General features: G+C 68.3%; 12 protein-coding genes. 5 read left to right on the top strand and 7 right to left on the bottom strand.

The genetic code is table 11. The features are described 5' to 3' along the window. Nucleotides 1-15: 15 nt before the first annotated feature. Together QNM97_RS18940 and QNM97_RS18935 are read right to left on the bottom strand one after the other, a co-directional pair. Nucleotides 16-1,005, bottom strand: a complete 990-nt coding sequence (locus QNM97_RS18940) for an NAD(P)/FAD-dependent oxidoreductase (RefSeq protein ID WP_283819825.1) — start codon at nucleotides 1,003-1,005, stop codon at nucleotides 16-18. Beyond that, nucleotides 1,002-1,922 (bottom strand): class I SAM-dependent methyltransferase, encoded by a 921-nt coding sequence (locus tag QNM97_RS18935; RefSeq protein ID WP_283819824.1) that lies wholly within the window; start codon nucleotides 1,920-1,922, stop codon nucleotides 1,002-1,004. The genes QNM97_RS18940 and QNM97_RS18935 overlap by 4 nt, the downstream gene beginning before the upstream one ends. A gap of 48 nt (nucleotides 1,923-1,970) precedes the next feature. Between QNM97_RS18935 and QNM97_RS18930 the strand changes: the two genes are divergently transcribed. Together QNM97_RS18930 and QNM97_RS18925 are read left to right on the top strand one after the other, a co-directional pair. Next, entirely contained in the window at nucleotides 1,971-2,561 is a 591-nt protein-coding gene (locus QNM97_RS18930) for a helix-turn-helix domain-containing protein (protein ID WP_283819823.1), read from the top strand. Nucleotides 2,562-2,619: 58 nt separating this feature from the next. Further along, nucleotides 2,620-3,876, top strand: a complete 1,257-nt coding sequence (locus tag QNM97_RS18925) for a L,D-transpeptidase (protein ID WP_283819822.1) — start codon at nucleotides 2,620-2,622, stop codon at nucleotides 3,874-3,876. A 19-nt stretch (nucleotides 3,877-3,895) separates the two neighbouring features. Here the strand turns inward: QNM97_RS18925 and QNM97_RS18920 are convergent, their stop codons facing one another. Next, on the bottom strand, nucleotides 3,896-4,651 hold the full coding sequence (locus QNM97_RS18920; protein WP_208794344.1) for an SDR family NAD(P)-dependent oxidoreductase: 756 nt from the start codon (nucleotides 4,649-4,651) through the stop codon (nucleotides 3,896-3,898). 123 nt (nucleotides 4,652-4,774) lie between these two features. On the opposite strand from QNM97_RS18920, the gene QNM97_RS18915 reads away from it, so the two are divergent. Genes QNM97_RS18915 through QNM97_RS18905 form a run of 3 tightly spaced genes read left to right on the top strand, consistent with a single transcriptional unit; the run spans nucleotide 4,775 to nucleotide 7,889 of the window. Beyond that, nucleotides 4,775-5,905, top strand: a complete 1,131-nt coding sequence (locus QNM97_RS18915) for an ROK family transcriptional regulator (RefSeq protein WP_283819820.1) — start codon at nucleotides 4,775-4,777, stop codon at nucleotides 5,903-5,905. Between the two features lie 53 nt (nucleotides 5,906-5,958). Beyond that, nucleotides 5,959-6,771, top strand: coding sequence for a transglutaminase-like domain-containing protein (locus QNM97_RS18910; RefSeq protein ID WP_208794348.1), 813 nt, complete (start codon nucleotides 5,959-5,961; stop codon nucleotides 6,769-6,771). 5 nt (nucleotides 6,772-6,776) lie between these two features. Then, nucleotides 6,777-7,889 carry a zinc-binding metallopeptidase family protein gene (locus tag QNM97_RS18905; RefSeq protein ID WP_283819819.1) on the top strand — a complete coding sequence of 371 codons (1,113 nt, stop codon included), beginning with the start codon at nucleotides 6,777-6,779 and terminating at the stop codon, nucleotides 7,887-7,889. A 27-nt stretch (nucleotides 7,890-7,916) separates the two neighbouring features. Here QNM97_RS18905 and otsB read toward each other — a convergent pair whose 3' ends face one another. From otsB to QNM97_RS18885, 4 genes are all read right to left on the bottom strand, one after another. Beyond that, nucleotides 7,917-8,699: a trehalose-phosphatase gene (otsB, locus tag QNM97_RS18900; RefSeq protein ID WP_283819818.1), complete on the bottom strand. Its 783-nt coding sequence runs from the start codon at nucleotides 8,697-8,699 to the stop codon at nucleotides 7,917-7,919. Next, the gene (locus QNM97_RS18895) at nucleotides 8,696-10,267 is read right to left on the bottom strand and encodes an alpha,alpha-trehalose-phosphate synthase (UDP-forming) (protein ID WP_283819817.1); all 1,572 of its coding nucleotides are present in this window, start codon (nucleotides 10,265-10,267) and stop codon (nucleotides 8,696-8,698) included. The genes otsB and QNM97_RS18895 overlap by 4 nt, the downstream gene beginning before the upstream one ends. A 3-nt stretch (nucleotides 10,268-10,270) precedes the next feature. After that, nucleotides 10,271-10,435 (bottom strand): hypothetical protein, encoded by a 165-nt coding sequence (locus QNM97_RS18890; RefSeq protein ID WP_172398723.1) that lies wholly within the window; start codon nucleotides 10,433-10,435, stop codon nucleotides 10,271-10,273. 122 nt (nucleotides 10,436-10,557) lie between these two features. Further along, nucleotides 10,558-11,985 (bottom strand): threonine/serine exporter family protein, encoded by a 1,428-nt coding sequence (locus QNM97_RS18885; protein WP_208794355.1) that lies wholly within the window; start codon nucleotides 11,983-11,985, stop codon nucleotides 10,558-10,560. Nucleotide 11,986 lies beyond the last annotated feature (1 nt).

Below are 11,986 nucleotides of genomic sequence, written 5' to 3'. Positions count from 1 at the left end.
AGCTGAGAGCGATGGTCAGCCGGCCGCCCGGCTCTCGATCGCCCGCCGGGTGTCCTCCTCGATGAGGTCGGCGTTGATCATCGCACCGCACTGCACCCCGGCCGCCGCCGAGGCCCCGACCATTGCCGCGAGATCCACGGAATTGCCTGCCGCCCAGACCCCGTCGATCGGGGTTCGCCCGGTGCGGTCGGCGGGGATGATGCTGCCCATCGGGTTGTCCTCGAGTGTGCCGCCGAGCGAGGTGTAGATCTCGGCTCGGGCGCGCATTCGTGGTGCGACGACGAGCGCATCGAGCTCCAGCTCGCGGCCGTCGTCGAACAGCACTGCGCGCAAACGGTTGTCGGCGTCGGCGTCGACCCGCGCGACCGGTCCGGCGGTGATGTCGATCCCACGTACCTCGGCCTGCAACCGCTGTTCCGGGGTGAGTGGTGTCATGCCGTGATCGATGAGGGTGATGTGAGAGGTCAACTGCGAGAACAGCATTGCCTGGTGCATGGCCATCGGCCCGGTGCCGAGGACGCCGACCCGCCGACCACGCACCTCGTAGCCGTGACAGAACGGGCAGTGCAACACGTCGCGGCCCCAGAGTTCGGCGAGCCCGGCAATGTGGGGGAGTTCGTCGACGAGTCCGGTCGCGATCAGCAGTCGGCGGGCGACGACGGCGGGGCCGCCGGTGCTGTGCACCTCGAAGCCACCGGTGCTGTGCACCTCGAAAGTGCTGTCGGCCAGGGGTTTCAAGCGTGTCACGGCGGTGACGGTGCCCTCGCGGATGATCGCGCCGTATCCGATGGCCTCCGCGCGTCCGGCGCGCAGCAGTTCGGTCGGGGCGATGCCCTCCCGGCCGAGGAGGTTGTGCGCACCGGCGGCGGGTGCGTTGCGGGGTGCGCCGGCGTCGATGACGACGACCGTGCGCAGCGACCGCGCGAGGGTCACCGCAGCGGACAGCCCGGCTGCGCCGCCGCCGATGATGGCCACGTCGACGGTCTCGGTTGCCGTGGTGGTCATGAGATCTCCTGGTTCGCTTCGGTGGTCGATGTGGGCACGGTCGCGATCCAGATCGTGCGCGCGGCCCGTACGGCGAGGTCCGGGCGGCAGCGCAGGGAGGTGGGTCCGTCGCCGAGCAACTCGTCGAGGGTGGCCGCGTCGGTGTCGGTGAGGTCGTCGGCGAGTCCGGTGCGCACCCGAGAGAACCATGCCTGCGCGTAGGCGCGGGTGAGTGCGGTGGGTTCGGGAACGTCGATGCTCACGGTGTGCCGTGTGCGCATGTCAAAGCCGGAGGCGGTGATCGTGTCGGTCCAATCGGGAAAGCTGTTGGCGCCCTTGGCCCGCATGAGCTCCTCGATCCGGTCACCGAGGTCGGAGAGCGGCGGTCCGGTCTGCAGGAACCGGGGCTGATGCGGCATCTCGATGACCGCCAGCACGCCGCCCGGCCGCAGATGGGCTCGTGCGGTGCGCAGGAAGGCGGCGGGGTCGGCGACGTGATGTAACGACGCCGACGCCCACACCACATCGGCGGTCCCGACGCTCGCCGGCCAGCCGTCGTCGAGGTCGGCGGTCACCGTCCGCACGGTGCCCGGTCCGGCGGCGTCGATGCGTGCGGTCATCTCGGCGGAGCCGTCGACGGCGACGATCTCGGCGTCGCCGAAGGCCGCGGCGAGGGCGCGGGTCCCGACCCCGGTACCGGCGCCGGCGTCGACGATCACCTCGATTGGCCGGGTGGCCACGGTGCGGATGAGGGAGATCGCCTCGTCGAGGTAGGCGCCGGTGACCGCGGCGTCGAGTTCGAGTAGCTCACCGATGTCGGTGCCCTCATGATCGTGTGCCCCATGATCGTGTGCGCCGCGATGATGCCCGCCGTGGTCGTTCGTCCCGTGTGCATGCCGTCCGTGGTGTCCATGGTCTGGTCCGTGCGTGCTGGTCATGATGCCGAGGCTAGCGAGCTGATGCGCAGGAAGCATACGATATTGCCCATGGAGCAAGAAATCGATGCGGTGGTCCGTCAGCGCATCCGCGCGATGCGCGTCGCCAAGGGGTGGACCTTGGATTCGCTGGCACATCGCTGTCACCTGAGTCCGTCGACGCTGAGCCGGATCGAGACCGGGCATCGGCGGGTCGCGCTCGATCAGCTCGTCCCGATCGCCCGCGCGCTGGGCACCTCGCTCGACGTCCTGGTCGAGCCGGTCGGCGACGCCGACGTGGTGATCCGCCCCGAACCCCACACCAACGAGGGCATCACGGTGTGGCCTTTGTCACGTGACAACACCCCGGCCGGCGTGACCGTGGCAAAGATGCGGCTCGACGAATCGGTTCGGGACGCCGCCCGCGAACTGCGGGTGCACCCCGGACACGAGTGGTTCACGGTGCTCAGCGGCACCATCCGGCTGCGGCTCGGCGAACGGACGATCATCATTCCCGCAGGCCACGCCGCCGAGTTCGCATGCACGGTTCCGCATTCGTTGGCGCCCGATGAGGGACCCGCGGAGGTCCTCTCGATCTTCGACCACGACGGTGAGCGCGCCCATCTGCGCGGGTCGCCCGCGTCGGCGGCATCGCTGTCTTGACCGAATCACAGCAGGCAGAGAGCCGTTCATCAGCTGGTCTCGGTACCCTGGTTCCGACATGAACACGCAGCCGACACCCAGCCGACGCACCGTTCTCGCGGCGGCAGGCATCGCCACCGCGGGCCTCGTGGCCGCCGCCTGTGGACGATCCGACGACACCACCTCCGCCCAGAAGTCGAAGCAGCCGACCGTCAAGGTCACCTACACGCCTGCGCTCGACGATCCCGCCGCACCCAATCCGACCGCCAAGGTGGAGGTCAAGGTGTCGGGCGGCACGCTCAACCCCGACGTCAAACTGGTCAACGCCGGCGGCAAGGCGGTCACCGGCACGCTCTCCGACGATCGCACCACCTTCACCGTCAACGAGGTGCTCGGCTACGGCACCACCTACACCTGGCAGGGCAGTGCCGTCGGCCAGGATCGGATGACGGTGCCGGTCAAGGGGTCGTTCACCACTCTCGATCCCAAGCAACAGCTCAACGTCGTCGTCAACATCGCCGACGGGCAGGAAGTCGGCATCGCCGCACCGCTGATCCTCAAGTTCGACGGGACCGTCGACGACAAGGAAGCCGTCGAGCGCGCGCTGACCCTGACCACCACACCGCCCACGGAGGGCAGTTGGGCGTGGCTCGGCGAGGACAACGGTTCACGCGTGCACTGGCGCTCCAAGGAGTACCTCACCCCGGGCACCAAGATCCACATGTCGGCCAAGCTGTACGGGCTCGATCACGGCGACGGGGCCTACGGTGCCGCCGACGTCACCAGCGACTACACGATCGGCCGCTCACAGATCGTCAAGGCCGACGCGCCCAGCCACCAGATCGTGGTGGTCCGCGACGGATCGACGCTGATGACCCTGCCGTGCAGCTACGGCGAGGGCGACGTCGACCGCAACGTGACCCGCTCGGGCATCCACGTGGTCAGCGAGAAGTACGAGGACTTTTACATGTCCAACCCGGCTGCGGGGTACTTCAACGTCCACGAACGCTGGGCGGTGCGCATCTCCAACAACGGTGAGTTCATCCACGCCAACCCCGAAACCGTTGGCGTGCAGGGTTCGTCGAATGTGACGAACGGCTGCATCAACCTGTCGCTGGACAACGCGCAGCAGTACTTCGCCACCGCGATCTACGGTGACCCCGTCGAGGTGACCGGTACCCGGATCGATCTGTCCGAGGCCGACGGCGACATCTTCGACTGGACCTACGACTGGGATACCTGGAAGTCGATGTCGGCGATCAAGGGCACCCCGCAGTCGGCGTCTGTGCCCGCGACCCCGAGCGGTGCACCCTCGTCGGTGAGCGCCCCGAATTGAGGGTCTCGCCCCCGTCCGCCTAGCCGGTCTTGATGTTGCGCCGCGCCGAGGCCTGATCGCGCGGTTTGAGCACGATCTGATCGAGGTTCACGTGCGGTGGCCGGGAGGCGACGAAGCCGATGACCTCGGCGACGTCGTCGGCGGTCAGCGGCGTCAGGCCTTGGTAGACGGCGTCGGCGCGTTCCTTGTCGCCCTCGAAACGCACCAGCGAGAAATCGGTTTCGACCATGCCGGGCGCGATCTCGGTGAGACGGATCGGCTTGCCGAGAAGTTCGTAGCGCAACGTCCGATGCAGCACCCCCTGAGCATGTTTCGCCGAGGTGTAACCGGCGCCGTTGTCGTAGGCCTCCAGGGCGGCGACGGAGGTGATGGTGACGATCAGCCCGTCGCCGGACGCCTCGAGCGCCGGGAGCAGCGCCTTGGTCATCCGCAGCGTCCCCAGGACGTTGGTCTCCCACATCCAGCGCCAGTCGTCGAGGTCGGCGGTGGCCACCGGGTCGAGGCCCTTCGCGCCGCCGGCGTTGTTGACGAGCACGTGCACCGAGTCCAGACCGTCGACGAATCGGGCCACCGACTCGTCGTCGGTGACGTCGAGTTGCTTTCCGGTACCGCCGATCTCGGCGGCCAGCGCCTCCACCCGATCGACCCGGCGGGCGCCGAGGACGACGTGGAAGCCCTGTGCGGCCAGGGCGCGGGCGGTGGCCGCGCCGATCCCGGAACTCGCACCGGTAACGACGGCGACGCGGGTGACCTCGGAGGCGGTGGACTCACTCATAATCGTGAGTTTACGTGCCGGGTCGGGTGAGGCCCTGCGGCCCCGGCCCGGCACCGAGCCCCGGACTCGGTCTCGACGCCGATCGGGCTGTGCCCACCGACGGCGATGCTAGATTCTGCAGTCATGCACACGGTCATCCCGGCGACGCTCGGTGTCGGGACGACCCCCGCGGCGCAGGTGTTGCAGCGCATCCGGGTCGGTGCGCCCATCACCCGTGACACCCTCGCCGCCGAGACCGGATTGTCCCCGGCCACCATCAACCGCCAGGTGACCGCGCTGACCGAACTGGGCTTCGTCGTCGAACGCCGCGACCTGGTCCATGCCGGAAGCATCGGTCGGCCGAAGCATCCCCTGACCCTCGACCGCGACAGCCTCTGCGTCGCGGGGATGCACATCGGCGCCCGACGGACCCTGCTGGCCATCGCCGACCTGGGCGGGCGCACCCTCTACAGCCACGCCGTACTCACCCCGCGCGACGAGCCGCACGCGTCGGCGGCCGAACTCTGCCACGCCTTGCGCGAACTCGCCGACCGGTTCTCCGGGCGCCGCCTGCTGTGGGCCGGTATCGCGTTGGGCGGGCGCGTCGAACGTGCCAGCGGTGTCGTCGACCATCCCGTCCTCGGCTGGCGCAACGTCCCCGTCGGGGCGCAACTCGCCGAGGCGCTCGGCGTGCCGGTGTCGGTGTGCGAGCACGTGCAGGCCATGGCCGCAGCCGAACTGTTGCTGAGTTCGGCTCGCAGCAGCGCGAATACGGGACTTTTCTTCTACGCGCGCGAAACCACGGGTATGGCCCTGACCGTCGGCGGGCAGGTGGTGGTCCCCGACCGTGGGGCGGGCACGATCGCCCACATCGGTGTCGACGCCCCGACCCTGTGCGGGGGTGCGGCCACCCTGCAGGACGTGATCGGAGTCGACGTCGCACGCCGCGCCGCGCAGCGCCTCGGCGTCTCCCCGGACGCGTCGGTGATCACCGACGAACGTGCCCGCATCCTCGGGGAGGTGGTCGCCGTCTTCCGTGACGCGGTCAATCCCGACGAGGTGATCGTCGCCGGTGATGCGTTCGCCGCGCATCCGCAGGGGCTCGGACCGGTGCAGGCGGCCTTCGACTCCGCGTCCAGGATCGGTTGGCCGCTGGAGCTCACGGCGTCGCGGTTCGGGTTGTCGGTCCAGGAGAGTGCGGCAATCGTGGTGGCGCTCAGCGTGATCTACGCCGATCCGGTCTCCGCGATGACCCACTGCCGCGCTCGGCCGTAGCGGCCCGGGTGCCCGTGACGCAGAGTCCGGCGTTTTGCCCTACCGTGACAGTCATGACGATCCCCCCTCGCGACGTTGCCGCGACCATGTCCATCTCCGTCACCGCACCCACCGAGATCGAGATGCAGATCGCGGTGGCCCGTATGCCCGGGCTGTCCCTGGACGAAACCCTTGAGGTCACCCTCGACGGCAAACCGGTGTCGGTGGAGGAGATCGTCGACAACTACGGCGGCCGTATCCATCGGCTGTCGGTGGAGTCCGGTCGGCTCGACGTCGACTATCGGGCCGCGGTGACCACGCCCGCCGATCCGGCCCAGGTCGCCGTCACCGATCATTCGATCTACTTGCGCCCCAGCCGATATGCCGAGGCCGACAAGTTCTTCGGATTCGCCGCGGGACAGTTCGACAGCTCGTTGCCGAAGGGTGAACTCCTCAACCAGGTGACGGCGTTCGTCGAGGATCGCCTCGATTACATCCCCGGTGCGAGTGACCCGATCGACGGCGCCGCCGACACCCTGCTGGCCGGTGCGGGCGTCTGCCGCGATTACGCGCATCTCGTGGTGGCGTTGCTGCGCGCGTTGAACATCCCGGCCCGGTTGGTCGCCGTGTACGCGCCGGGCTGCGATCCGATGGACTTCCACGCGGTCGCCGAGGCGCTCATCGACGGCGTCTGGGTGGTGGTCGATGCCACGCGGCTCGCTCCTCGCCAGGGGCTGGTGCGCATCTCGACCGGGCGGGACGCCGCCGACACCGCATTCCTCGACAACCACGAGGGGTCGATCAACCTCGACTCCTACCAGGTGACCGCGGTGGTGCGCGGTGATCTGCCCATCGACGACGGAACGGGCCGCATCAGCATAGGCTGAGCGGTGTGCGCGCACTGACGTGCCCGATCTGCAACGCGCTGTCGGGATTCGAGAACCAGAGCTGTCCCCGTTGTGGCACCTCCGTCGGAGTGCACCTGCCGAGCCGATCACTGGTGGTGGCCTCCGAGGACGGCGTCGACATCGACGGCCGACGCTGGGAGCGGTGTTCGAGCTGGTCGCGCACGGGCTGCAACTGGATGACGCCCTCGGAGGTGGGGGAGGGCGAGATCGGTTTGCGGGGACTGTGTTTCCCGGATTCGCTGGTGCGCCGCCAACCCGATCCGTCGGACACCATTGCCGTGGAGAAGCTCGCGCCGACCACCTTCGATCTGCGGATGGTGATCTATCAGCTCGCCGATCTGGGGTTGCCGATCGAACCCTACTGGCGCACCAAGGGCGGGTTGGCCTTCGACCTGTTGTCCAGCCTGTCGGAGGGCAAGCAGGTGATCATCGGGCACGCCGGTGGCGTCATCACCATCGATCTCGCCGAAACCCTTGCCGCACATCGTGAACGGTTGCGGGTGTCACTCGGCGAGCCCTATCGCACCATGGTCGGGCACTTCCGCCACGAGACCGGGCACTACTACCAGCATGTGCTCGTCGAGACCGGCGACGGGGCCGACCGCTATCTGGACCGGTGCCGCGAGATCTTCGGCGACGAACGAGCGAGTTACAGCGACGCCCTTGATCGGCACTATCGGCAAGGGCCACCGGCGGATTGGCGTGACTCGTTCATCTCCGAATACGCCACCATGCACCCGTGGGAGGACTTCGCCGAGTGCTTCGCCCACTACCTGCACATCACCGGGACCATCGACACCGCCCGGGAGTCCGGGCTGATGCTTGAGAGTGATCAGGTGCGTTTCTCGATGGACCGCGACATCGTGCCGCTGGCGACGTACGCCGATCAGCCCATCGAGAAACTGCTGTACGACTGGAAGTGGCTGTCCACCATGTTCAATCGCGTCAACCAGGCGATGGGCAGCCCGCCGCTGTATCCGTTCGACATCCCGCAACCGGTGGTGCGCAAGCTCGGCTTCGTCCACCGGGTGATCCGGGAGTCGGCCAAGCGTGATCCGGTCACCGACCCAATGGTCGCCGAGCCTGCGGTGTCGTGACACAGCTCCAGTGGCCCGGCCGCCAGGTCAGCCGAGCGCCTCGCGGCGATGTGCGGTAACGAATTCGAGGACGGCGGCCACATCCGCCGGATCGCCGACGCGATACTGGGCGGCGGTCTCACCGGGGCCGACCTTGATGCTGATGTCGTGGTCGTGGCGCAGATGGGCGAAGGCTTTCTCGTCGGTGACGTCGTCACCGAGATAGATGACGACGTCGGCGCCGGTGCGGTCGCGCAGGAGGTCGAGCGCCAGGCCTTTGCTGGTCTCGATGACGGCGAGCTCGATGACCGCCTTGCCCTCGGTGGCCTCGACCCCGTCCCACCGGGCCGGGCCGAGACGAGCGCGGTCGAGCGCGGTCGCGGCGTCGGCGGGGCTCGCATTGCGCACGTGCAGGGTGGTGCTGACCGGTTTGATCTCCACCGTGACACCGTCGAATTCTGCTGCGATGGAGTCGAACTCGTCGATGATCCGGGCGAGGAGCTGCTGCTGCTCGGCGGTGACCGGTTGGCCGAAGCCGGTGTCGAACTCGCTGCCGTGGCTGCCGACAAGGGTGATCGGGTCGTCGGCGAGACCGGACAGCGCGGCGAGATCCGACAGCGCCCGGCCGCTCACCACGGCCACCGAGGTGCGGTCGAGTCGGGCGGCGGCCCGTAACGCCTCGATCGATTCGGGCAGACCGACCGCGTCCTGCGGCCGGGAGACGATGGGTGCGATACAGCCGTCGTAGTCCGATGCGAGCAGCAGCCGCTCCACTGTGCTCGCCCGTAGCAGCGCGTCGGACAGTGGTGCCGGGATGCCCTCGGCGCTCATCGCCGGTCGGCCGACTCGTCGGCCCCAGATGCGTCGGTCCCGGTCTCGTCGGTCACTGTCTCGTCGGTCCCAGCTTCGTCGGACTCGGAATCCAGCAGGCGCACACCGCGGTTCGCCGACGCCTCGGTTTCCGTTGTATCGGCCAGGGTGCCGAGGAAACTCGCCGCCCATTTGCCGACGTCGTGGGCCAGTACCTGCCTGCGCAGGGCGCGCATGCGGCGTCGGCCGTCTTCTGGGGCCTGCTCGACGGCGGCGACGATCGCGTCCTTGACGCCGTCGAGATCGTATGGGTTGGCCTGATACGCCGACCGCAATTCGGCTGCGGCGCCGGTGAACTCGCTCAGGACCAAGGCGCCACCGAGGTCGCTGCGGCACGCCACGTACTCCTTGGCGACGAGGTTCATCCCGTCACGCAGGGGCGTCACGAGCATGACGTCGGCGGCGACGAAGAAGGCGATGAGGTCGTCGCGGGGAATCGGGCGGTGCAGGTACTGCACGATCGGCCGGCCGACCTCGCTGTAGCGGCCGTTGATGTTGCCGACGAGCTGTTCGATACCCGCACGCATCTGGATGTAGCTCTCCACGCGTTCGCGGCTCGGTGTCGCCAGCTGCACCATGACGGTGTCGGCGGCGTCGATCCGCTTCTCCTCCAGCAACTCCTGGAGCGCTCGGAGTCGAACGTCGATGCCCTTGGTGTAGTCGAGTCGGTCGACGCCGAGCATGATCGTCTTCGGGTTGCCGAGTTCCTTGCGGATCTCGGCGGCACGTTTGCGGATCTCCTTGGATCGCGCCTTCGTGTCGAGCTCGCCGGAATCGATGGAGATCGGGAAGGCCCCGACCCGTACCGTTCGGAAACCGACCTGCACCACACCGAACCGCGACCGCACACCGACGGTGCCCTTGCTGGTGGCCTGACCGGCGAGACGCCGTGCGAGATAGAGAAAGTTCTGGGCGCCACCGGGGAGGTGGAATCCGATGAGGTCGGCGCCGAGGAGTCCCTCGACGATCTCGGTGCGCCAGGGCAGCTGCATGAACAACTCGACCGGCGGGAACGGGATGTGCAGGAAGAACCCGATCTTGAGGTCGGGGCGCAGCATCCGCAGCATCTTCGGGACGAGCTGCAGCTGGTAGTCCTGCACCCACACGACCGCACCCTCGGCGGCGGCCTTCGAGGCGGCTTCGGCGAAGCGACGATTCACCTCGACGTAGGTGTTCCACCATTCGCGGTGATATTCGGGTTTGACGATGACGTCGTGGTACAGCGGCCACAGGGTGGCGTTGGAGAAGCCTTCGTAGTACTCGGCGATCTCCTGCGTCGACAGCGGCACCGCCTGGATGCCGATGCCCTCGACCTCAGGGTTCTCCTCGGAGTCGGCGATACCCGACCATCCCACCCAGGCACCGGTGTGGGAGCGGAGGATGGGTTCGAGAGCGGTGACCAGACCGCCGGGGCTGCGCTTCCAGGTGATCTCGCCGTCGGCGTCGACCGACTTGTCGACGGGTAGCCGGTTGGCCACCACGACAAATTCGGCGCCGGATTCGGGTACCGCTCGGCTTTCCGAGGTCACGGGTCAGGCGTTCTCGCCCGGTGCGATTCCCAACATCGCCAGCAGCATCCGGCACTCGTCGGCGTCTGTCGCGTAGGCGGCGACGACGCGTCGCGCGGAGATCGCGGTCTCGTCGGCCACCGGCTCCAGCTCTTCGTCGGCGATGTCGGTGGTTTTGGCTGCTGCCATCATGTCCCCTCGGTCGTGGCCCCGGATGGGGCGCCCCGGTCGTCGGATGTCGTGGTTGTCGCACCGTCGTGTGGTGCGCGCGACCTCCTATGGTACTCGGTCACCCGCTGAGGGCTTCGCGGTCACCACTCGATCCGGCGGCGTCGGCGCAGGCGGCGCCGGTGTGCCCATTCGGGCCGGACGATCTGGGGCCGGCGCAGCGTGCGGGCGATGAACTCGCCGAGGGTCACCCCCGCGGCCAGCGCGCAGCCCACGCCCAGTGCGCTTCCGGCCCAGGTGAGTCCGTCGAGAGTCTGATCGTTGAGCAGCCCGTACAGACCTCGGTAGACGGCGAGACCCGGCAGCAGGGGCGTGATGCCGGCGACGGCGACGACCAATGGCGGGGTGAGTGCACGGCGCGCCAGCAGACCACCGAGCATCCCGATGCAGACCGCGGCCAGACCGGACCCGATGACGTCGCCGACCGGGATGAACGAGGCGCCCGCGGCGACGCCGACACCGATCACGCCCGAGATGAAGGCGACCGGCAGCGCGCGCCGCTCGGCGTAACAGGCCAACGCGAACGCGAATGCGGCGAAGGCGCCCGCGGCCACCCGTGCGGGGATGTCGACGGCGGCGAACTCGGTGGTGGTGGTGATGGCAGGCAGATAGATGCCGACCGCCGACAGCATCCGCAACGCCATGCCGACGCCTGCGATGATGCCGCCGGTCATCAGCAACAGCTCGAAGAAGCGGGCGACACCGGTGATCGGTGCGCCGGTGATGGCGTCCTGCACCGAGCCCACCAACGACAGCCCGGACAGCAGCACGACGATGCCCGCCGCAATGACCTGGGACGGCATGATCTCGATCCCGAGTTTCTCGCCGCCCTCGAACACCAGCGCCGCCGGGACCACCGCGATGAAGCCGCCGGTGACCTGTTGGAAGAAGATCGGGGTGCCGATGCGATTGAGCAGCCGATTGATGGTCACGGTCACCCCGGTCGTCACGAACGCCAACAGCGCGATCAGCGGTCCGCCACCGAGCAGCACGCTGATGCCTGCGGCCATCAGCCCCCACGCGAGAGTCGCGACCTTGTAGGGGTAGGGGTGCGGGGCGGCGATGATCGCGTCGACCATCCGGTGCGCGGTGGCCGGGGTGATCGCCGAATCCCGGATGCGGCGGATGAGTTTGTCGACCTGCGCGAGTCGGGTGAAGTCCAGCGACCGGTAGTGGACGGTCTCCATCGTCGTGATGGGCGGCAACGTCGCACCGCGTCGGGCACTGACGACGATGGTGTTGTAGGTGACATCCACATCGACATCCTCGATGCCGTAGATGTTCGCGACGAACTGGATCTGGCTACCGGTGTCGATCGCGCCGGTCCCCGAGTCGAGTAGCACCGCGCCGATCTTGGTCGCCAGGTCGAGCACCTCGGTGATGGCCCCGACGTCGAACCGATCGATCGGGCGCCGGGGCGCCACCATGATGCTGCCGGGTTCGATGGTGTCGATCGTGGCCTGGCTGGTGCCGATGAGGCGGCGGGCGGTGCGGCGGATATACTCGCGCAAA

Origin of the sequence: Gordonia sp. L191, assembly GCF_030077625.1 — a bacterium.
GTDB lineage: Bacteria > Actinomycetota > Actinomycetes > Mycobacteriales > Mycobacteriaceae > Gordonia > Gordonia polyisoprenivorans_A.
The sequence above is the reverse complement of the archived record's forward strand: the minus strand, read 5'-3'. Positions and strand labels throughout refer to the sequence as shown.